General features: G+C 64.9%; 20 protein-coding genes and 1 tRNA gene. 19 read left to right on the top strand and 2 right to left on the bottom strand.

What is annotated here, in order from left to right:
- Positions 1-37 precede the first annotated feature (37 nt).
- Positions 38-111: transfer RNA gene (locus ACIBW9_RS00820), tRNA-Lys, on the bottom strand.
- 187 nt (positions 112-298) lie between these two features.
- On the opposite strand from ACIBW9_RS00820, the gene ACIBW9_RS00825 reads away from it, so the two are divergent.
- The 9 genes from ACIBW9_RS00825 (at position 299) to ACIBW9_RS00865 (ending at position 12,187) form a co-directional block, all read left to right on the top strand.
- Complete coding sequence (locus tag ACIBW9_RS00825) at positions 299-1,600, top strand: peptidoglycan-binding protein (RefSeq protein WP_398949842.1); 1,302 nt, start codon at positions 299-301, stop codon at positions 1,598-1,600.
- A 106-nt stretch (positions 1,601-1,706) separates the two neighbouring features.
- The gene (locus ACIBW9_RS00830; RefSeq protein ID WP_398949844.1) at positions 1,707-2,819 is read left to right on the top strand and encodes an SPFH domain-containing protein; all 1,113 of its coding nucleotides are present in this window, start codon (positions 1,707-1,709) and stop codon (positions 2,817-2,819) included.
- A 112-nt stretch (positions 2,820-2,931) separates the two neighbouring features.
- Positions 2,932-3,537, top strand: coding sequence for a lytic polysaccharide monooxygenase (locus ACIBW9_RS00835; protein ID WP_398949846.1), 606 nt, complete (start codon positions 2,932-2,934; stop codon positions 3,535-3,537).
- A gap of 90 nt (positions 3,538-3,627) precedes the next feature.
- Positions 3,628-4,143 carry a DUF3592 domain-containing protein gene (locus ACIBW9_RS00840; protein ID WP_398949848.1) on the top strand — a complete coding sequence of 172 codons (516 nt, stop codon included), beginning with the start codon at positions 3,628-3,630 and terminating at the stop codon, positions 4,141-4,143.
- Between the two features lie 40 nt (positions 4,144-4,183).
- A complete protein-coding gene (locus tag ACIBW9_RS00845; RefSeq protein ID WP_398949850.1) occupies positions 4,184-5,869 on the top strand; it encodes a long-chain-fatty-acid--CoA ligase in 1,686 nt (561 codons plus the stop codon).
- 344 nt (positions 5,870-6,213) lie between these two features.
- A complete protein-coding gene (locus tag ACIBW9_RS00850; protein ID WP_398949852.1) occupies positions 6,214-7,419 on the top strand; it encodes a J domain-containing protein in 1,206 nt (401 codons plus the stop codon).
- Positions 7,420-8,392: 973 nt separating this feature from the next.
- Positions 8,393-10,282, top strand: coding sequence for a GDSL-type esterase/lipase family protein (locus ACIBW9_RS00855; RefSeq protein ID WP_398949854.1), 1,890 nt, complete (start codon positions 8,393-8,395; stop codon positions 10,280-10,282).
- 440 nt (positions 10,283-10,722) lie between these two features.
- A complete protein-coding gene (locus tag ACIBW9_RS00860; protein WP_398949856.1) occupies positions 10,723-11,577 on the top strand; it encodes a hypothetical protein in 855 nt (284 codons plus the stop codon).
- Positions 11,578-11,674: 97 nt separating this feature from the next.
- Positions 11,675-12,187, top strand: a complete 513-nt coding sequence (locus ACIBW9_RS00865) for a DUF4282 domain-containing protein (RefSeq protein WP_398952035.1) — start codon at positions 11,675-11,677, stop codon at positions 12,185-12,187.
- A 122-nt stretch (positions 12,188-12,309) separates the two neighbouring features.
- Here ACIBW9_RS00865 and ACIBW9_RS00870 read toward each other — a convergent pair whose 3' ends face one another.
- Positions 12,310-13,062 (bottom strand): hypothetical protein, encoded by a 753-nt coding sequence (locus ACIBW9_RS00870; RefSeq protein WP_398949858.1) that lies wholly within the window; start codon positions 13,060-13,062, stop codon positions 12,310-12,312.
- A 263-nt stretch (positions 13,063-13,325) separates the two neighbouring features.
- Between ACIBW9_RS00870 and ACIBW9_RS00875 the strand changes: the two genes are divergently transcribed.
- The 10 genes from ACIBW9_RS00875 (at position 13,326) to ACIBW9_RS00920 (ending at position 21,776) form a co-directional block, all read left to right on the top strand.
- Positions 13,326-13,601, top strand: coding sequence for a hypothetical protein (locus ACIBW9_RS00875; protein WP_398949860.1), 276 nt, complete (start codon positions 13,326-13,328; stop codon positions 13,599-13,601).
- Positions 13,602-13,607: 6 nt separating this feature from the next.
- The gene (locus ACIBW9_RS00880; protein ID WP_398949862.1) at positions 13,608-13,757 is read left to right on the top strand and encodes a hypothetical protein; all 150 of its coding nucleotides are present in this window, start codon (positions 13,608-13,610) and stop codon (positions 13,755-13,757) included.
- Positions 13,758-14,071: 314 nt separating this feature from the next.
- Positions 14,072-16,360, top strand: coding sequence for a type IV secretion system DNA-binding domain-containing protein (locus ACIBW9_RS00885; protein WP_398949864.1), 2,289 nt, complete (start codon positions 14,072-14,074; stop codon positions 16,358-16,360).
- 148 nt (positions 16,361-16,508) lie between these two features.
- Entirely contained in the window at positions 16,509-17,330 is an 822-nt protein-coding gene (locus ACIBW9_RS00890) for a replication-relaxation family protein (protein ID WP_398949866.1), read from the top strand.
- A gap of 119 nt (positions 17,331-17,449) precedes the next feature.
- Entirely contained in the window at positions 17,450-17,713 is a 264-nt protein-coding gene (locus ACIBW9_RS00895; protein ID WP_398949868.1) for a hypothetical protein, read from the top strand.
- Positions 17,714-17,851: 138 nt separating this feature from the next.
- Positions 17,852-18,439: a hypothetical protein gene (locus ACIBW9_RS00900; RefSeq protein WP_398949870.1), complete on the top strand. Its 588-nt coding sequence runs from the start codon at positions 17,852-17,854 to the stop codon at positions 18,437-18,439.
- A gap of 114 nt (positions 18,440-18,553) precedes the next feature.
- Positions 18,554-18,736: a hypothetical protein gene (locus ACIBW9_RS00905; protein ID WP_398949872.1), complete on the top strand. Its 183-nt coding sequence runs from the start codon at positions 18,554-18,556 to the stop codon at positions 18,734-18,736.
- 94 nt (positions 18,737-18,830) lie between these two features.
- On the top strand, positions 18,831-19,814 hold the full coding sequence (locus ACIBW9_RS00910; RefSeq protein ID WP_398949874.1) for a DUF932 domain-containing protein: 984 nt from the start codon (positions 18,831-18,833) through the stop codon (positions 19,812-19,814).
- A gap of 82 nt (positions 19,815-19,896) precedes the next feature.
- Positions 19,897-20,097: a hypothetical protein gene (locus ACIBW9_RS00915; RefSeq protein WP_398949875.1), complete on the top strand. Its 201-nt coding sequence runs from the start codon at positions 19,897-19,899 to the stop codon at positions 20,095-20,097.
- Positions 20,098-20,201: 104 nt separating this feature from the next.
- Positions 20,202-21,776 carry a recombinase family protein gene (locus ACIBW9_RS00920; RefSeq protein ID WP_398952038.1) on the top strand — a complete coding sequence of 525 codons (1,575 nt, stop codon included), beginning with the start codon at positions 20,202-20,204 and terminating at the stop codon, positions 21,774-21,776.
- The last annotated feature ends 235 nt before the right edge of the window (positions 21,777-22,011 follow it).

Raw genomic sequence — 22,011 nt, forward strand, 5'->3', positions numbered from 1 at the left:
AAAGGCCCCCCGCGGTTGCGAGGGGCCTTGCTGTCTGTGCGCCGCCAGGGACTCGAACCCCGGACCCGCTGATTAAGAGTCAGCTGCTCTAACCAACTGAGCTAGCGGCGCCTGCTGACGTCGTAACTCTACCCGACGGTCGGGGGTGCTCCGGACCACCCGTCCCGGTGGCCCCGGGGGTCACGGGCGGCGCTTGTACATCATTCGGACCGTCAACATGCGCGTCGGGAAGAGGGTTGGGAAACTGATCATCGTGGACAGGCCCGGTCATTTTCATCTGGAGTGTGAGGGGAATCGCATGGCGACTCCGGTATTCGAGGAATTCGATCCGGCGAACGACTGCGACTGCCCGGGATGTGCGCACTGGCGGGGTGTTCTGCCGTATTCGCGGGCGGTACGGCATCCGGCGGCCCGCCGCGTCGTGATCGTGGCGGCCGCCGCGTCCGCGGCCCTCGGCGCGGGGCATGTGGCGCCGGCGCTCGCCGCCCCTCAGGTACCGCCCGGACCGGGCGTTTCCGCAGGCAGCGAGGTTGCCACCCCGCAGGGGCGGCGGGCCCCGCTGCACGGCAGGGGCGGCCCGCCCGAGCCCGCAGGTGACGTCAAGGCACCCCAGACCACCCGCGCGGAGATCATCACCCGGGCCAAGAAATGGGTCGACGCGAAGGTGCCGTACAGCATGGAGGCCTACTGGTCCGACGGTTACCGACAGGACTGTTCGGGTTATGTCTCGATGGCCTGGGGACTGCCCGGAAACGAATGGACGGGCACCCTGGGCAAGTTCGGGGAGCGCATCAGCAAGGACGAACTGCAGCCCGGTGACATTCTGCTGTTCCACAATCCGCAGAACCCGGAGCGGGGCTCGCACGTCGTCATCTTCGGCGGCTGGAAGGACTACACGCACACCTCGTACCTCGCCTACGAGCAGCGTCCCCCGCAGGCCCGCCGCAAGGAGACCCCGTACGCCTACTGGCACCAGTCGAACCGCTACGTCCCCTACCGCTACAAGGGGCTCAAGGAGGACCCGGCGCCCGGTCCGGACAAGCCGAATCCGCCGGTCGTCGCGGCGCCGTACCCGGGAGCGGCGTACTTCGGCCCCGGCGCGAACAACAAGTACGTGACCCAGCTCGGGCAGATGCTCGTCGCGCGCGGTGCCGGGCAGTACTACGCACTGGGCCCCGGCCCGCGCTGGTCGGACGCGGACCGCCGGGCCACCGGGGCCTTCCAGCTGGCCCAGGGCTGGAACGGCGCGGAGACCCGCGGGCTGCCGGGGCCGCAGACCTGGGACCTGCTGGTGTCGGGCAAGGGCAAGGACATCGCTCCGGTCGACGCGCCGGATCCACAGATGCCGTCGTCCCACGGGGTGCCGGGCTATCCGGGTCGGGCGATGTTCCGCCCCGGCGCCTCCAACCCGTACGTCACCCAGTTGGGGGACCAGCTGGTGAAGAAGGGGTTCGACAAGTACTACACGGCCGATCCGGGGCCGGACTGGGACGAGGAGGACCGGCGCAACGTCGAGGACTTCCAGCGTTCCCAGGGCTGGCGGGGTGGCGCGGCGGACGGCGTTCCGGGCCCGGAGACCTGGCGGCGGCTCTTCTCCTGAGCGCTTCCGGCACTGCCCGCTCCATCTGATCCCGAGCGGTTTGGCTTGACCCATCTGTTGTGACGCATTTGTTGTGACGCATCTGGCGCGGAGGCTGGAGGCACGCATGAGTACGACGACCACTTCACAGACGCCCGAGTCCGAGGGGCCGGGCAGACCCGGTCGCCTCATCCAGAACGAGGCGACCACCGAGATCCCCGTCCATCTGCTGTTCCGTGACGAAGCGGCCCCGGTGTCCGTGCCGCTCAGGCCGACGGTGGTCGGCCGCCGGCAGGCGACCGGCGAACAGCCGCGGTTCCGTCGTCCGACTGCGGTGAAGCCGCGGTCCGCGCCCGAGGTCGACCCCGACCTGGGTGAGCGGCCCGCCAGGGTGCTGCCCGCGACGGCGGGCGTCCTCGCCGGGGCCTGCGGGGCGGCCGGCTGCGTGGCGACCTCGTGGTGGGCGGGCGTCCTGCCGTCCCTCGCGGTGTCGGCGCTACGGCTGCCGGCCGACCCGGGCGCCGGGCTCGGCCCCGCGCAGTGGGCGGCCTACGCGGGCGCCGCGGCGCTGGGCTTCTTCGGGTTCGGCGGACTCGCGCGCGGCCGGACCGGACGGGCCTGGGTGCTGGGGCTGTACGGCCGCTACCGGGGCACCGTCCGGCGCACCGGCCTGATGTGGGTGAACCCGCTGCATCTGCGCCGCCGGGTCGACGTACGGCTGCGGCACTGGCGCAGCGAGGAGATGCCCGCGGCCGACGGCAACGGGGTCGCGCTGCGGGTCGTGGTGCTGGTGGTGTGGCGGGTGCGGGACACGGCACGGGCGGTGCTGGGCATCGAGGACCACGAGACCTATCTGCGCGAGTGCGTGGAGGCGGCCCTCGCGCGGGTCGCGGTGGAGGCGCCCGGTGCGTCGAAGGGTTCGGTGGAGGCCGTCACGGAGGCGCTGACCCGGCTGACGGCGGCGGATGCCGAGCCGGTCGGGCTCGAGGTGTTCTCGGTGCAGCCGGTCCGGGTCGAGTACGCCCCCGAGGTGGCCGCCGCGATGCAGCGCCGCCGTATCGCCGCCCTGGACGCGGAGCACCGCGCGACCGTGCTCACCTCGGTCGTCGACTCGGTGGAGGACACCGTGACTCGGCTGACCGTGCGGGGCCTGGTGGAACTGGACGACTACGAACGCAAGGCGCTGGTCAAGGACTTGACGGTGGCGTTCTGTGCCGGGCGGACGGAACCGGGGCCGTGACGACTCGGCCATGTGTTGGGCATGGACACGGCCAACAATCGGCAATAATCTGAGACTTGGTCTAGACCTGCACGCCTCATGGAACCTCCCCACGTTCTTCAGGAGCGGCAGCATGCGCAAAAAGACCAAGTGGTACGCCGCCGCGCTCGGACTCACCACGGCAGGAGCCCTCGTGCTCTCCGCCGGGGGTGCGAGCGGCCACGGCTACACCGACCTCCCCGTCAGCAGGCAGAAGCTCTGCCAGAACGGCACCGTGACCAACTGCGGCGAGATCCAGTACGAGCCGCAGAGCGTCGAGGGCCCCAAGGGCTTCCCCGCCGCCGGACCGGCCGACGGCGCCATCTGCTCCGGCGGCAACGCCCGCTTCTCCCAGCTCGACAGCCCGAAGACCCCCTCGGGCGGCGCCTGGCCCACCACCAGGGTGACGGGCGGGCAGAGCTACACCTTCCGCTGGCAGTTCACCGCCATGCACGCCACCACCGACTTCAAGTACTACGTCACCCGGCAGGGCTGGAACCAGAACCACAACCTGGCCCGCTCCGACCTGAACACGACACCGTTCCTGACGGTGCCGTACAACGGGCAGCGGCCCCCGGCCACCCTCTCCCACAGCGGCACGCTGCCGTCCGGGCTGAGCGGCCACCACGTCATCGTCGCCGTATGGACGATCGCGGACACCGGCAACGCGTTCTACGCCTGCTCGGACGTCAGGTTCTGAGGATTCCTTGAGCCAATGGCGCGGTCGGCGTGGGTAGGTTCCTGCCACGCCGACCGAACGGGGGCGGCGTACCAAGACCGGGGGACCCCCATGGACGTGATCTTCTACCTCGTGCCCAGCCTGATCCTGGCTGTGGTCCTCCTCGGCGCGTACACCGTGCTGCGTCGCGCACTGCGGATCCGTAGCGCCTGGAACAGCGGGCTGACGGCCGAGGGGCGCTGTCTTCGGATGTTCACGACGACCCACGGTGGCGGCGGCGACACGTCGGTGAGCACCACGCTGCACCATGTCTACGAGTTCACCGCCCGCAGCGGTCGCGTCGTCCGCTTCGAGGAGCGGGGCGGGCCGGCGACGGTGCTGGAGGGCGACTTCGTCACCGTCTACTACAAGGAAGACGACGAGGCCGTCGCCACCGCCAAGGCGCCGCGGCGGGCCGGGCTGGCGGCCTCCACCGTCGGCGTACTGGCGTTCCTCGGAGTGATGGCCGTGTTCTGCGTCGGCTTCATGGTCACGTACCACCAGACGTCCGAGGGCTTCGGCTTCGGCGAGGGTAGCGACGACACCACCAACACCGTCGTCGTCGACGGTGTCACGATGACCCCGTGACCCTCCACATCTGACGGCCCATCAACTACCGTGCTCGGCCATGCAGTCCAACAGGCGCACGGTCGCGGAACTGGTAGCCGAGCGGTGGGGCGACCACCGGCCCGGGCTGTGGTGCGAGGAGCGGGTGCTCACCCACCACGAGGTGACCGCGGGTGCCGCCGCCCGGGCGGCCCTGCTGGCCGATCTGCTGCCGCCGGGCGCCGAACCGCATGTGGGTGTGCTGCTCGACAACACCCCCGAGTACCCGCTGTGGCTGGGCGCGGCAGCACTCGCGGGAGCGGCGGTCGCCGGGATCAACCCCACCCGCCGGGGGCCGGAGCTGGCCCGCGACATCCTGCACACCGAGTGCCGGATCGTCCTCACCGAGCACGCCCACCTCCCACTCCTCCGCGACCTCGAACTGCCCGGCGTACGTCTCCTGTTGACCGACAGCGAGGAGTACGACAACCTGCTCGCTTCGTATACGAACGCCGCACCGGACGCCTCCCGGGCCACACCCGACGACCGTCTCCTCCTCTATTTCACCTCGGGCTCGACCGGCGCCCCGAAGGCCGCGATCTGCAGCCAGGGTCGACTGGCCGCGGCGGGAGCCTCGCTGGTCGGCCAGTTCGGGGTCCGCCCCGACGATGTGCACTACATCTGCATGCCCATGTTCCACGGCAACGCGGTGATCGCCGACTGGGCGCCCGCGCTGGCGGCCGGCGCGGGCGTGGCACTGCGGCGGCGCTTCTCGGCGTCGGGGTTCCTGACGGACGTACGGAAGTACGGGGCGACGTACTTCACGTATGTGGGGCGTGCCGTGCAGTACATCCTCGCCACCGAGGAGCGCGAGGACGACCGGGAGAATCCGCTGCGGCTCGGCTTCGGCACGGAGGCGGGGGCGGTGGACGCGGCGGCCTTCGAGCGGCGGTTCGGGGTGCGGCTGGTGGAGGGGTACGGGTCGTCGGAGGGCGGGGCGGCCGTGCAGTGGTCGCCGGGGACACCGGCCGGGGCGGTGGGGAAGGCGGCGCCCGGTCTCGTCGTACTCGACCCGCGGACCCGTGCGGAGTGCCCGCCCGCGGTGTTCGACGCGGCCGGGCGGCTGCTCAACGGGGACGAGGCCATAGGGGAGCTGGTGAACCAGGGGCCGAACCCGTTCGAGGGGTACTGGCGCAACCCCGCGGCGGAGGCCGAGCGGCGGCACGACGGCTGGTACTGGACCGGCGACCTCTTCTACCGGGACGCCGACGGCTACCTCTACTTCGCCGGCCGCACCGACGACCGCCTCCGCGTCGACAGCGAGAACCTGGCGGCCGCGATGATCGAGAACATCCTCGCCCGGTACGAGGGCGCCGACGCCGTCGCCGTGTACGCCGTGCCGGATCCGGTGACCGGGGACCAGGTGATGGCGACGATCGCCGGGAGCTTCGACCCGGCGGGTTTCGCCGCCTTCCTGGCCGCCCAGCCCGACCTCGGCACGAAGATGGCACCCAGGTTCGTACGGGTCGTGGACCGGATGCCGGTCACGGCCACGAACAAGATCCACCGCGCCCAGCTCAGAAAAGAGGGCCTCCACTGCCCCGACCCCCTGTGGTGGCGCCCCCCGACCGCCCGGACCCCCACCTACCGAAGGCTGACCCAGAACGACCGGCGAGCCGCCGAAGCACCTCCGACTGCGGGGGAGACCTCGCCTGAGGCGGCGGGTGGCAGTGCCCCCACCGTGCGGGGTGTCATAGCCGGGGGCTGACTTCTTCACCCTGCGGCCGCGGCAGCCGCCGGTAAAGGGGGGTGTGGGTGGCGAAGCCCCCACCACGCGCGGCGAAGCCGCGCAGAAACGACGATGGCGAGGCGGTTCGCGCTTTCCGCGAACACACCTCGCCCATCGCCATCGTGCGCCGCCAGGGACTCGAACCCCGGACCCGCTGATTAAGAGTCAGCCGGAAGACGATCCGGGTGATGACGAATGAGTCCGGAATCGTTCATTTTCGCAGGTCACCCGGCACGTGATGCTGTCGGTCCCATCCGAGCCAGTTCAGCTTCGTCCGGCGTCGCCGTTAGCCCCGCGCTAGCACGCCAGGTCCGAGCGTCGTCATGAAGACCTCCTCGATCGACCTGTACGCCGTAATCGGGGTCCCAGAGGATGCGGACCAGACAGCCATCCGCAAGACTTTCCGCAGCCGCATGCGCCAGATCCATCCCGACCGGCGCCCACCGGGTGAGGCAGAGGCGGCCCATGAAGAGATGGTCCTGCTCAACCTGGCGTACGAGACGCTGAGTGACCCTGGCAAACGCGCCATGTACGACTTGGATCGTCGCGCTGCCCGCAACGCCAAGCGAGAGCGGTACCGCGAACCACCTCCACCGCCGCCTCCGCCCCCTCCACCACCAAAGCCCCGGGTCATCGTGCTCGATCCCGAGGTGGTGGATTTCGGGTCTGTCTCCATCGGTGAGATGCCGCCCGATCAGGTCATCACGGTGAGGTTCAGCGACAACTCGACCATTCGTTACGCGTGGGTACTGACCGGCTGCGGAGACTTCTGGCAGGTGGTCGAGCCGCGGCCATATCGCGACGTCTCAGCGGTGAGGCTGCGGCTTCGAGTCCGACCGCTGTCAACCCATGATGCGCCTGGCCTTCACAGCGACCGGATCCGGATCATGGTTGACGATCTCATGATGGTGGTGCCGGTCTGTATCAACGTGGTGGCAGCGCCTTCGCCGCCCCCTCCGCCTCCACCACCGCCAAGGCCCCGTGCCATCGTCCTCAACCATCGGTACATCAACCTGGGGCCGGTGTGGGCCGGCGGCGAGACCCCGGAGCAGGTAGTAGAGGCCCGCTTTGATGACGGTTCCCCCATTGGCGTCGCGCGCGTCCTCACCACGGCAGGCTCGTTCTGGCACGTCACGTCTCAGCGCAGCTTGCGTGGCGCCACCTGCCTGACCATCCGCATCAAGGGCGGGCCGGTCGCGCCTGACCGTGCGCGAGGCCGGTTTACCGAGCGTCTGCAGATCCAGCTGGACGGCATCACCGCAACCGTGGGCGTGACCGCCTTCATCACGACGCCACCTGCACCTCCGCTGACGCTCGCGAACTGGCGGAACTTCCGGCTGACCTGCCTGGGCATGATCATGCTGCTCAGTCTGTTGGTGCTAGTGGGCTCTCTCTTGTTCGCCGGCGTGTACGAGCTGCTGAATGCAGCTCCCTGGGACACGAATCAAGGTCACCATCCGCCGACCACCCACGCCGCGGGCCTGGGCGTTGGCCCAAGACGGCCTGGTTCCCAGGCCAGTATTCCGTGACAGACCTGACTGGCTGGCGTATCCACGCTCCGCGTGCTGCGTTCACCTGGTCCTGCGGATGATATGGCTGCAAGCTGCCGATTCACGACTCCGATGCTGCTTGCCGGTAACAGTGTCCAGGCACGGCCACATAAATCTGCAAGAGACGATTTCCACGTGAGGGCAGGGTGCAATGAGTGGTCGCGAGAAATAATTCTTCTGCCGCTGGCCCGTTTGCCCAGAATCTGCTGCGTCACCCGAACGGTCTCCGCCAGGTTGCGATAGGACTCGTCCGGGAGTTTTATCGAAATTCGGTGTGGTTGGCGGAGCGCTGTGGGATATGTGGGTGATCGGTGCCCTTACCAGCAGGTGAGGTCAACTGGGGCATTCCACACTTGCGCTTAAGGCGATCTTTCTAGAAGGATGGAACTCTATGCGCTTTCCGAGGGAAGTAATTGGACTTGTGATAACGCCAATTGCTCTGCTGGCATTGGCTGCTTGCGCATCATCCGGGAAGAGTCGAACGGAATCCACGCCAACCGAAAAGTCAACGTCAGTGATGCCCAATAGTTCCGGCGGGATCAGTCTGGGGCAAGCTATAGCGGCGTTCGACCAGGCGGCGCGGAGTGCAGAGACTAGCGGCTATTCTGACCCAACTCTGTGCCAGAAATTGCGTGACGCCATCACTCCTCTGGCAAGCGCCATAACGGTGACGGAGAACAATTTACCGAAAGTCTACAAAGAAGCGCAGGCGGTCTACACCCCGGCAGAAAACGCTGCTGCCGACTGTGATGCTGGTCCTAAAGCTAATCGCGAGGCTGCTGATTTCATCAAACTGTTCAGACAGAATTTACCGGCTCTGCAGAAGGCTCTTGCTCGGAATGGGCAATCCCTCAGTAGGCAAGCTCCTGACGGGCCTTGCCACTCGATCGAAGGGCGCAGGGTCCCAGCAAATTTTCAATCCTGCTAACGCTGCTCAAAAATGAGAGGCCCGATGCGTTCTTCATTCAGCGCCCGAAGGGCTTCCTTGCGCCGCGGATGGCTACTGGCTGCCGTTATGTTGGTTCTGGCCGCGATGGGCAGCGCATGGATGTCAGATAACAGGAGCGCTACTTCGTCGGCACGCCAGCACGCCATAGCTGCTCCAACCGCCAGAGAAGCCGCGCACCAGATCGGCCCATGCTCGGCCGATCTGGCCTATAGCCAGATGCTGCCACCCAACGGCGACAATGTCATCAATATGCGCGACCTCTGCACCGGCAACTTCCGCCAAATCAAGACTGGTCGGCAAGCGGCAGTCAGTGTGCCAAGTCTTAGTCCGGATGGATCTATGGTGGCTTACAGCAGCGGAAACCTGGATCAGCCGGAATCGAGGCTGTACGTCGCTGACACCAAAACCGGCGCTGTGAGGGAGCTCAGACATCTGGCCGGTGCCATTCTGTCGCCGGTGTTCTCGCCCGACGGAAAGACCATTGCCTTCCTGCACGGAGCGCCGCCGGATAGTCAGCCGGGCATCTACACGATCCATAGGGACGGCACCAGCCTGCAGCTTGTGCTGCCAGCTACCAAGTATGACCAGAATCAGGCCACGCATCTTAATTGGACGCCGGACGGGAAGGCGCTTATTTACCCGGAAGCTGGCATCCACCGCGCCAATCTTGGCGGCAGCGAGCCAAGCACTGTGTGGTCCGGTCAGGGATTTACGCTCACGGGACCGGCCTTCATTGGTTCGAACGGTAACACCTTCTATTTCCAAGGCCAGAAGGGGACGAGCGGGGGCATGAGCCAGCTTTGGTCATGTCCCCTGGAGTGCAAGACGCCCAAACAATTGACCCAGGTGACGCAGCAACTGCGCGGCTACACGCTAGCCGAGTTTGGAAATAGTCTGTATTACTCCGTCTCGCGGGGGCCGGATCCATCGGGGGACACCGACGTCTATGCGCTCAACCTGATCAACAACAGGACGAGTCGGTTGTTCTCCGCCAAGAACGCGAGTGACATCACCACGCCGCTGGTGTCCGGAGCGGACCGCCGTAACATTGTCGCCCTGGGGGACTCATACAGCTCCGGCGAAGGCGCGCCAGTAAAGTCTGCTGACGGCAAGGTCCGCTACATTGCGGGTACCGACACTGACACCAACAAGTGCCACCGCTCCATGGCGGCCTATCCCGTGCTCCTTCACGAAGAACTTAACCATGATTTGGGGCTTGAGTTTCATGCCTGCAGCGGCGCGACGATTAAGGATTTTTGGGAATCCTTCTACGAAGATCGGCGCAAAAATCCCGAAGAAGATCCGCAGCTCGAATGGATCAATTCAAGAACCGAGATCGTCACGCTCACTATCGGAGGTAACGACGTGAGCTTCGCTGACGTGATGGACTATTGTGCACGCCAATACGGGAAGGGGGCTGAATCTCCCTGCAAGAAGACTTGGGAGGGGGCGGTCCGTTCCGGTATCAATAATCTAATTGCAAAAGGGTCGCGCCATGATGACCTACCAAGTCTGTATGCCGAAATTCGTCGCCGAGCATCCGAAGCACAAGTCTTTGTTATTGGGTACCCACGATTCTTCCCGGCTGATCCACCGGATTCGTGCCCGACAGGTGTCCCCGTGCGCACGTTCTCGCGCTCAGATATGCGCTGGATTAATTCCGAGATTGCAAATCTCAATGACCAAATCAAGAAACTGGCGGAGTCGGCGAGTTTTACCTTCGTGGATGTGTTCGACTCGCTCAAGGGTCATGAAGTGTGCACGAACAAGTCGTGGATCAACAGAGCGCTAGTGCACTGGAAGCTCGATCCAAATAAACAGGTGCAGAGTTTTCACCCCAATGTGGCTGGGCATAAGGCTATCGTCGGCGTCGTAGTCAGATACATCCGTTGACAAGCGCCTCCATGTTGATCAAGATCTAAACATGGGTATTGAAGCAGTGCTATTTTTCGGGGTGGGTTTGATCGCGCTGGGCATGGCTCTCGCCGTGTTGAGGCGGTGGGGGTCACCAAAATTGCAACGACGCCCCGAGTGGCGAATAATTGTGGCCATCGTGCAAATAGGGGTTGTGATCACCTTTCTCTATTGGGTCGCCATAGTAAGCCTGTGGCATAGCGTATAAAAGTGGGGCATCAGCCCCTTTTTACTGGAAATTCTTGCGCATGGCGTCGCCTCGTCGAGAGCGTTGCACCCGGCGCCTCAGATGCCCGTCCTTGTGCGCTGAGCTGCCGCGACGCGTCCGGTAACCTGCCGCAGATGCGGCCACGGCGCCCCAGACGGAGCATGGAAGGTGGAAGCTGCTCGATCGACACTCCGTCGCCTCGGGACTGCCCATGACAGACTCGCTACGACTCCACTGCCCCAACGGGCATGAGCTTGAGGCTAACCAGCCAGCGTCCAAGTTCTGCACCGCGTGCGGCGCGCCCATGGTCATCACGTGTCCCAATGGCCACGAGGTCGAGCCTGCTTCCTACTGCGTCGTGTGTGGCGCGGCCTTGCCCTCCACCGGACTGACGGCCTTTGGTGGCGAAGGCACCAACACCGCTCCCTACACCGAGGCCGGCGGCGGGTCCCCACCCGAGGTGCTGCAACCGATAGGCCCAGGGAAGCACCGACGTAGGCCGTCTAACCGTGCCGTCGTCGGCGGGGCGCTCGCCGCCGTCATCATCGGGGTCGGGGCGTACTTCGGTATCACCCAGCTGACGAGTTCGGGCACGGAGAAACCGGCCAGCGTGACCTCGACAGGGTCACTCTCACCGTCCAACGAGGAGCCTTTGCCGTCAGCACCGGTGGAGACCGAAACCTTGCCGTCCAGCGAGGATTCCTTGCCCGCATCGCCGACAGCACCGTCGCAGACGCCGCAACCCAGCAGACCTGTCGCGCCGCCGCCATCAGCGACGGCCGGCCCGGGAGACACCGTTGAGGCGTACTTCGCTGCTATCAACGCCGGTGATTACAAACAGGCTTGGGACCTGGGAGGAAGGAACCTCACCCACGGGTCGTACTCGGCCTTCGTGAAGTCATTCGAGGGCACCGCTTACGACTCGGTCACCGTCGTTTCTGTTGCCGGCGACACCGTGGAGGCTGAACTCGACGCAACGCAGACGGATGGAACCCACCGTTACTTCGCCGGCACGTACACCGTCCGGGGCGGGGCCATCGTCGCGGCCAACATCCAGAGCCAATGACCGTCAAAAGCCTCCTCCACGTCGGGAGCGTGTGGATCCGGCCCGAGTCGGAGGCTGTGCGGGGATGAGGTCCGGGACACAAGGAGCGTGACGGATGATGTCGGAACGAATTAGCTGCCCTGAGTGCGGTGCATCGATAGTGTCAACTGCCGCTTTCTGCCCAGAATGCGGCCACCGCCAGGCGACGCCCGGTGCTGGCGCCGCGACGCCCTCCTCAGGGCACATCCCGGCTCCGCCCCCGCCGCCCGGACGGCCGCCCACCGGCGAGCCACCAGCGGGCGCCCCGCCGCCGCATTTCGGCCCGCGACCAACACCCGCGAAAGGGTTCTGGGCGGGGCTGTTCGACTTCGGCTTCACCACCTTCGTCACGCCCAAGGTCATCAAGTTTGTCTACGTGGTGATGACGATCATCATTGGGCTGAGCTGGATCTACTGGCTGTATGAAGGGTTCCATGCCTCGTCCGGCCTGGGCATTCTGGTACTGGTCTTCGGCCCCCTGATAGCGCTGTTCTGGCTCATCGTGTATCGGATCATGCTTGAGCTCGCGATGGTGATATTTCGAATAGGCGCCGACGTTCACGCGATCAACGAGCGCAGTGACCTGGAGTAGGCCGCAACACCCAACCGCCCCAATTCCGTTCACAGGAGATCAAGGGCACAGGTACGTGCGCTGCCACTCTGCAGATGACACGCCCTTCGCAACCTCGGCGATAGCTTGAGCCAACGGTGTCTTCAGCTTGGCGCGGGTGCTGTTCGCCCACTTCTACTTCCGTGCCTGCGGGACCAACTGAGGATGTACCGCGCGTGCTCTCCGCACCAGCGGTACACCACTTGCGAGTTCAGCGGCAGCTCAGGGTCGTGCTCACCTCGGGCCTGGATGAGCGGCCCGAGGTAGCTCACGAGTTTATTGACCGTGTTGAGCGGCAGGCAGGTGGTCGCAGCGAGTGACTGGTAGTCGGTGGCTCGTCGAGCGGCGATGCCTCCGGCCAGGCAAGCCGCAGTGCGTCCCCGGCGGCCGCGGCCGAAATAGTCGTTGAGTGATGGGCAGACGAGACGCTGGCCGATCGGGAACTTCGCCTTCGGCAGGGTGCGGCCGGCTGCCGCGATCTGGACGGCTTCGACAGGTGGTCCGAAGCCAGCAGCCTTCTGGACGACGCCGACGACCTCGGGTTGGGTGATGGCTTCTTCGAGGTGGTCGCGCTCGATGCCATGGCCATGAAGGGCCATGACCATGGGGGCGCTGCGGTTGCTCTCGCGTAGGAGTTTCAGAACATCCAGGCCGTCGAAGACGTACTCATAGGCCGGGTCCATCCAGATCAGGTCGGCTACGACGACATCGAAGCGAACCCGGCCCACGATGGCGTGGTGGACGGCGGCTGGATCGGTGGCAACGACGATATTGGCGTGCGGGAGTGCTTCCGTCAGGACTGAGCCGAGAAGTTTGCCCAGCGCGGAAGCGACCAGGACGCGCAGCCCGTCTTCCACAAGGCTAATGGTCAGTCAGGTTGCAGAGATCGGCAAGTTCTTGCTGGTCAGGCGAAGAACCGGCAGAGCTCGACCGGTCTGGCTGGGGAAATGTGCATTGCCCTCCTGTATCTCCCCCGGTGGAGGGCCATCCTGAGCTCACCGAATTCTTCGGTGAGAGCGGCCCCGCCAGACCCGTGGCCGTGTGGCCTCTCTCGGCATCCCCTTCGGCCCGCTTCCGCACTACCCGTGTGTCTTGGGCCGCCTGCATCGAGGAACGCACCATGGAAGAACACCCCGCCTTCGCTGGCCCTGACCTCCACGTTGCTGAGCTGAAGGCGACCATCGCTCGGTACGAGGAGCTGCGCAGCAGCACGCAGCTGAGCACCGCGGCAGTCACGACGGCCGGCTGCCGGCTGCGGGCCATGATCATGGCCAAGCAACTCATCAGCACGGAGCCGAGCGAGCTGCTGGAGGCGGCTTACGCCGAAGCCTCAATCGTCCTAGGCCTCCTCGAAGACCTGGCAGAGGCACTGGCTGAATTCGACAGCGAGGTGTAAGCCGTCATGTCACCCCACGAGCAGCAGGGCCTGCGGGTCCTGGCGGTGGCCTTGGCCATCATCCTGGCGGGTCAGTTCCTGAGCGGCGTTTTCCCCTACCTCGTAGCCGTCGTGCTGCTGGGCCTGCTGGCCGCGCGGTTCTTCGGCCGCCGGTAACGGCAGAGAACACCGCCCGAACTAAGGTGTCGGGAATTCCCCGAGATGTGCGGCAATTAAGTCGCCAAAAGGCGCATGAAAATCGCGCCGCTACCAGATATAGAGCCCTATTGTCATTGACTTTATGGCTCTATTAAAGTATAATTGTTAGGCAAGGTCGCAATGGCATACGTTGCACTTTGCGGTATTACCCCCTCTTCCGCTGACGCGGATATGTGTAAGTGCAGGAGGGGGATGGCTTACCAAGCCGCACAACACAACCACCGCATCCAGGCCGTTCGCGGCTCACGTCCTTCGGTTGACGGAGGACGCTCATGAGCGACGCGAACCTGCTGACCGCGAGTACCGCGCTATTCGGCGCAACCATCGGATTTATTCAGTTCCTTCGGTACCGTGATCAGCTTGCCCGGGATTCCAGCCGTGTCACCTACCGGCTGGGCTTTCCACGTGACCTCACCATGGTGCAGGTAACGGCCTTTATGCACGCCCTGACGCGGCTTCGGCCGACACGCGGTTGGCTGTTTGGTCGTGACAGTGCGGTCTTCGAGTGGGTCGGCCACCCCGGCGCTGTCGAGTGCCGGTTGCGGTTGCCCGAGCACCAAGCCGATGTACTGCTACGGCAGCTCCGCGGCGTCGTGCCGGGCCTGCGCACCAGTCTCATGACCGAAGCCGGTTTGCCGCCTGCCCGGTGGCTACGGCGAATGAGCCTGACTGCCACCCATCGGCCGCTGCGCACCGAGGCGCCCGAGGCATTCGCCACGGGCCTGCTCAGCGCTTTGCAACCGCTCGGCCGTGATGAGTCGCTGGTCTACCAGTTGGTGGTCTACCCCGTCCGTACGCCGCGGTTGCCGCTGATGCGGCAGCCCAGCAGCACTCCGTTCGGCACCTTGCCGCCGTGGGCTCACTCGCTGGGTCGACTACTCACTGGTGCACCAGCGGCTACGGCCGACAAGCAGGCCGCGGCCGACTTCAAGGCCAAGGCCGCCGAGCCCTGGTTCGGTGTCGTCGGCACCGTGGGAGCTGCTGCTGCCAGTCAGGCCCGTGCTCACTTCCTGGTGGGCCGCCTCATGGCCACGCTGCACCAGCTCGACAGCCAGGGTGTAGCGATAGTGCCGCGCTGGCTGCCCCGGCGAGCCGCCGCGTGGCTGGCCCGTGCCGAGACCGGCCTGGGGACTGCTCCGGTGCTGGTCAATGCGAGGGAGGCCGCCACGTTGCTGGGCTGGCCGCTGGCTGGTCCGACGGTGCCAGGTCTTGCTTTGAGTGGCGGCCGGATGTTCCCGCCGGTCGCTGAACTGCCCTCCAAAGGCCGGGTCCTGGGCACCGCTACGTACGACGGCATGCAGCGGCCGATCGCCATCGCGCCGATCGACTCGCTCATGCACACGTTGGTCACCGGGCCGACTGGCTCTGGCAAGTCCACGCTGCTGCTGAACGTCCTGACTCAGGACATGCAGGCTGGCAGGGGAGTCATACTTCTCGACCCCGGTGGCGATCTTGCTCGTGATGTGGCCGATCGCATCCCCGAGAACCGAATCGGCGACCTGATCTACATCGACGCCGCCGACAGCCGACCAGTGGGCATCAACCCCCTGGCCTGCGCTCCGGAAGACGCCGAGCTGGTAGCCGATCAGCTACTGGAGCTGATCAAGGCCAACGCAGACAGCTGGGGTCCGCGTCTGGAAGAAGTCCTCAAAGCCAGCCTCGTACTGCTGGCCGCCACCCCCGACATGAGCCTCGTCGAACTGCCTATGGTGCTGACCGACGACACGTTCCGCGCTTCACTGTTGGCTCGCCTGAGCCCTGCCTTCGCCCCGACTGTGGGAGCGTTCTTTTCCCGCTTCGACAACTGGAGCGAAGGCGAACGCGGCCAAGCCGTCTCGGCCGTCATCAACAAGGTGTCGCCGCTGACCGACCGCCGCCAGCTCCGCGCCATGCTCGGCCAGTCCAAGCCCGCCTGGACCATGCAGCAGGTCATCGACCAGGACAAGATTCTGCTGGTCGCGCTGCCCTCCGGTCTGGCTGGCTCGTATGCCGTCGACCTCCTCGGTGGGCTCCTGGTGGCCATGGTCTGGAACACCGCCATGCGCCAGGCCGCCGTGGTCCGCGAAAACCGCCGCCCGACGTTTCTCTACATCGATGAGGCCGCCCGCTTCCTGCGATCAGGCGCTGACCTGACCGACATGTTGGCCCGCGCTCGCGGTCACTTCCTCGGCATCATCGCCGCCCTCCAGCACATCACCCAGGTCCCGCCCCACCTCCGCGCTGCCCTGCTCAGCGAGGCCCGAACCAAGGTCGTGCTTCAGCCCGGAGCCGATGACGCCGCCACCTTGGCTCGGGCTCTCGGACCGCTGGTCAAGCCAGATGATCTGCTCACGCTGGAGCCGCGTACAGCCGTGGCCACCGTGGTCGTCGGTGGTCGGGTCACCGCGCCGGTCACCATCGCCACGCACCCGCCGCCTGAGCCGACGGGCTGGGGCACGACGGCCCGAGCGGCATCACGTTTGACGTATGGACGAGATCGCGACGAGGTCGAGCAGGAGATCGCCGACCGCCAACGTCGGGCCCGCCCCAGCGGCTTCAAACGGTCCCGGTCCGCTCCCTGAACTTGTCAAAAACCCTGTCGCCAAATGGCACGAGTCGTTGTCGCTCCGTACCTGGTCAACCCCGCTTTCTGACCCAACGGCGCGTATGAATCTCTGCCCCTTCCCGTACACAAACCCACTGTTCAACCTGAAAGGAGCATCGAACCTTATGCCTTTCATCACTCGCCCTCTTACCGGCGGTCGTCTTGTTCGAATCGGTGTTGCCCTGACCGACCGCGAACGCCACATGCTGACCGAACTCGCCACCGTCTACGTCGCCACGACTGCTCAGCTTGGACGGCTGGTCTTCGGTGAGCACAAGCCCGCCACGATGGCTCGTCTTGGACAGCGACACGTCGAGCGCCTGGTTCGTTTCGGCCTGATGCGCCGACATGCCAACCGTTCTCGTGACCGCAAGGTCGGTGCCCCTGGCTACGTCGTCGTACTGACTTCCGCAGGTTGGTCTCTCAGCGGAGCCGCCGAGGCCGACCAGCGCCCACGTCAGCGCCGTAGCTGGATGCCGAGTGACGCCTTCCTTGCCCACCGCCTGGCTATCTCCGAGCTGTACGTCCGCCTGACAGAACACGCTCGCAGCGGCGGGCCGGCTGTACGACAGTTCGCGGCCGAACCCGATGCCTGGCGTCGCTACTCCGGTTTCGCTGGCGAACGCCTGGTCCTCAAGCCCGACGCCTTCACCCGCCTGGTGACGGCCGGACAGGAGCTGTTCTGGTTCGTCGAGATCGACCGCGGCACCGAAGGACTGCGCTTCATAGCCGACAAGATCAGCAGCTATCACAGCTATGCGCTGTCGGGGGTCGAGCAGTCGCACTGGCACGGCGTCTTCCCGGGCGTGCTGTTCATCGTCCCGACCGCCGCCCGAGCCAGGGCCGTCCAGCACATCATCGACCGCCAGCCCGATCAGGACTTCCGCAGCCTGCTCTTCGTGGCCAGCGAAGCAGACGCCCTACCGGTCCTGGCGACACCACCCTGACCAGCGACCATTCACCGCCGTCCGAACTTCATTGAGAAAGGAGCCGCCATGACATTCGTCAAACCGTCCACGCCCACACAGCACCAGCTCACGGGCCGCAGCGCTAGGGAGGTGATTCGTTGAGAACCAAAAACCCTGAATCACCGGCCTACCTCTTCGGCCACCTGCCGTACTGCTCCGATTGCATTCATGAACTATTTCTGCCCTTCGACCTGATCAACAACGACCCGACCGTCGAGCAGGTCCTCGACTTCGTCGCCCGCGAGCGCGGCATCAACCGCAGTGACGAGACCAGCTTCAGCGCCTACAGCTTCCCCAAGCTGCTCCAGCGCGACGAGCTGCTGGACGGCGAACGCTGCCAGCGCTGCACACGCCGCCTCTAACGCGGCTCACGGCAGACGTCCACTTGACCGGCCACCGAGGGGGTTGGCCGGTCGGGCGGGCGTCTGCCCGGGGCCCCTTGAGCGCCTGAGCCTCACCACCGAAATCAGCGCTCGCACCTTTCACAAAGGAGGTCAGCCATGTCAGAGCTGACCGTCGAGATGCTGCGCAGCCTCGCGCCGCAGGATCTCGCCACCCACCTGCCGGCCCCCGTCTACTCCGGGGAGCAGGCCGGTGTCATCCTCCGACTCGTCGACACCGACCTGATCGAGTTCTACTTCGCCGGTCGCGTCACCACGTACAGCACTCAGCTGCTCCAGATCCGGCCCATCCCCGACCCGGCCGTTCGCGAGGCCACTCTGCGCGACGCCATCGAGGCCCTGGCCATCTGCCGCAAGGTGGCCATCGAAAAGCACGCCGAGCAGCACCGCTCGCACGAGCTGATGATGGACGCCATCCGGCAGTACGCCGTTGACCGGCACGAGGATGGGGACATCTGCCGCGAAGGTCTGAACGACTTCCTGGCCAACTTCGGTCTCGCCACATACGAGACCCGCGTCCGGGTCGAGTACACCATCAGCGGCAGCTACGAAGTCGATTCCAGCAGCGAGGCTTCGGCTGAAGAGGACGCCCTGAAGTACCTCCAGCCCAACCTGTCGGGCCTGGACGACGTCGATGGCGACACCTCCACCTACGAGGTCTCGGGGATCCAGGTCTCGGAGCTGTAGCCCGCCCTGGGCTGCTCTCGAAGACGGCCCATCCGGCACCAGCGGCGGGCAGCCCCGCCTGTCGCTGGTGTCTCTCCTCAATTCCCTGACATCCCCACAGAGAGGAGTCATGCCATGGACCTCACCCTGAAGATCACCTTCGAGCCCGAGGACGGCTCGGACGTACTGCTGGCCCGGTGCTGGCTGGCTGAGCAGATCAAATTCTTCACCGGCCTGCCCGTCACCGGCTACGCCGACGCCCTCCACCCAGCAGCCACCTTCCACATCACCGAGCTGACGTACGTCGACACCAACTGACCGCACCTTCCACATTCCATCCGGGGAGCCCGGGGCACCACCAGGTGTTCAGGCTCCCCGGTCCCATTTCTCGACCTATGAAAGGACGCCCGTCATGCCTGCCAACGTCGAGTCGATGTTCTCCGTCAGGGAGATGCCCTGGCACCGCGAGGGCCTGGTCCTGGACCAGCACCCCACCACCTGGGACGAGGCGCGGCAGCTCGCCGGCCTGACCTGGGACCCCATCACCGAGGCCGTCTACGAACTCCGCGGCATCGATGAGACTGGCCAACCGCTGTACGAGCCGATCAAGGGCTGGCAGCGCATCGCCCGCTCCGACACCAGCGCCACCCTGTGGATCAACCGAGACACGTACGCCGTCATCGATCACGGGGAGATGGGCGAGATCGTCGAAGCCGTCCTGGCTCAGCCCAACGTCAAGTGGGAGACCGCTGGCGTTCTCGATGAGGGCCGTTCCGTCTGGTGCCTCGCCCTGCTCGACGAACCCATCGTGCTGCCCGGCGACGACACCGTCACGCTGCCGTACCTGGGCATCACCAACCGGCACGGACTGCCCGGAGGCTGCACCGCCCGCGCGACCGCCGTTCGCATCGTCTGCGGCAACACCTTCCGTGCTGCCGAGCTGGAAGGCGACCGCACCGGGACCACCTTCTCGTTCGTGCACAAGCGTGGCTGGCGCAACCGGGTGGACGAGGCCCGCGACGCTGTCACTGGCGCTCGCCGCGAAATGCGGGCCTACGAGCAGCTGGCCCGCGAACTGCTGACGCTACCCATCTCTACCCGGCAACGCGAGCTGTTCGTCCGGGAGTTCATTCCCATGCCTCCCGCGGGTCTGGTGACCGACCGGGTCGCCAGCAACGTCGAGGAAGCCCGCCAGGCCATCCGAGCAGTTCTGGCGTCTCCGACTACTGCTGCGGTTGCCCACACTGCTTACGGCCTCGTACAGGCCGCAGGCGAGTACCTCGACCACGTCCGGCGTTCCCGCACCTGGGAAACCAGACTCAACCGGACGCTCATCCGGCCAGAGCCACTCAAGGCACAGGCGTTGAAGCTGGCGCGGGAGGTGGTGCTCGCCTGACGGTTACTGGACGCTCAAATTCTGGCCCGGACCGGCTTCTGCTGGTCCGGGTTTTCTCATCACTTTATCGAGGGTTTTTATCATGCCAACCAATATGCGGACTCAAGCTCAGCGACTGGACGAACTCCAGTCCATCCTGCGTGACGACTACGGCCAAGACTTTGAGCTGGCCGATGTCGCAGAAATTGCCGACTGGCTCGGACGGTTTTATACCGCCTTAATCAAGCTGGCCGTGCAGCGTCGAGTGGCTGAGCATGAAGCCGCCAAGGGTGAAAGCTCTTGATTAATTCTGGAGAGGTCGCATAATAACCGGGCGGGGAACCCATTAACTATCCGGCATGTTCCGGAGAAGGAGGTTCTACGAGTAAGGATTTAAAACGAGCCGTCATCCTAGTCAGGGTGTCGAGCAAAGAACAGGAGCAAGAAGGCTACTCGCTGCAAGCCCAGGAGCGCTTTCTGCGCGACTACTGCGAGCGAGCTGGCCTGAAGGCTGTTAAGCCATTCCATATTTCCGAGACGGCATCGAAGGTCGATCAGCGTAAGACGTTCAACGAGACCATGGTCTACCTGAAGAAACACCAGATCTTGCACTTTGTCTGCGAGAAGGTGGATCGCCTGCTGCGAAACTTCAAAGACACGGTCATGGTGGAGGAGTGGCTAGAGGGCGACGACACACGCCGGCTGCACTGTCCCAAGAACTCGCTCGTGCTGCACAAGAACTCGTCCTCGCAGGACAAGTTCGTCTGGGGCATGCACGTGGTGGTAGCTAAGAACTACACCGACAACCTGAGCGAGGAAGTGCGAAAGGGCCAGTTGGAAAAGCTACGCCAAGGCTGGCTGCCCGCTGTCCCACCGCCCGGCTATGAGAACGTACTGGAGGGCGGTAAGCGGGTCCAGAAGGTCGTGCCGACAGTTGCACCACTCGTGGTTGAGATGTTCAAGCTGGCCAAGACGAAGCGCTACACGGTGAGGTCGTTAGCGCGTGAGATGACCAAGCGCGGGCTGCTGATCGATGGTAAGCCGATCAAGGGTGACCGGGTCTTCCGGATGCTGCACAACCCGTACTACGTCGGCGTGATCCGGTGGAACGGCAAGCAGTACCCCGGCAGCCACGAGCCGATTGTCTCGGTGGAGCTGTTTGAACAGGTGCAGCGCACGCTGTCTCGGAGTGCCACGCAGATTCAGCACTACCGCAAGCACCATCCTCTGTTTCAGGGGCTGGTGACCTGTGCGGCCTGCCAGGGGCTGCTGGTCTGGGAAACCGCCAAGGGCTACTGGTACGGCAAGTGCCCCAAGCCGCGGTCATGTAGCCGGCGGCGCTTCATCAGGCAAGAGGTAGTCGAGCAGCAACTGGCTGGTGCCTTAAGTCGGCTCAAGGCACCACGGCCGCGCCTGACCGCATGGTTGAAGAACGAGCTTGAGGACGGCCTACGCTCCCAGATCTCGCTACAAGAGGCGGCTGCGGAGGGTCTCAAGCAGGAAGAGGGCCGGATTAAGAACAAGCTGACGATCCTGTACGACGACCGCCTCGAAGGCCGAATCGATGTCGGTGAGTACGATATGAAGGCGGTCTCGCTTCACGCCGAGCAGGCCGACATTGCTCGGCAGCTCATGTCGCTGGAAGCGGAGGATACGTCGTACCTTGAATCCGCCTTCAGCTTCGTTGAGATGACCCAGCGGGCGGCCGACGAGTTCACGAAATCCACGAACGGCGACCGCAAGCGCGAGTTGATTAGTGAGCTGTTCGACAAGCTCATTCTGGATGGTGAGCAGCTCCAGCCGCAGTACAACCGTCGTGCTACCTGGCTACTGACAGAAATCCTGCCGATGACAGGCTCCGGAAACGATAAATTCGGACAAGGCGATTTCGGCTCTATAGAAACGAAAAAAGCCCCTATTGGGGCTCCTCGTTACTCTTGGCGGGCAGTCGCTAACAGTATTCGTACTCTGTTTAACCAGTAATGTCAATGGCTAATTGGCCCTTTGGGCTGCAACTCACCAGTTTCCCCGCCTGGAGGAGGTGTAGTCTAGGGGGCAATTGGCCATCAAGTAAGAGCTGCATGTCGAACGAAATATCGGCGTAACAGGATCCTGGTTTTTGGAGCTGGTCGGGCGTGACCGGCGTGATGATCCCGTGGCGTCGTGGGTGTCAGTTCGTCGACGGGCTTTCCTGCTCGGCGACCCCGACGAAACTAGC

Source organism: Streptomyces sp. NPDC049541, from assembly GCF_044465725.1.
Classification (GTDB): domain Bacteria; phylum Actinomycetota; class Actinomycetes; order Streptomycetales; family Streptomycetaceae; genus Streptomyces.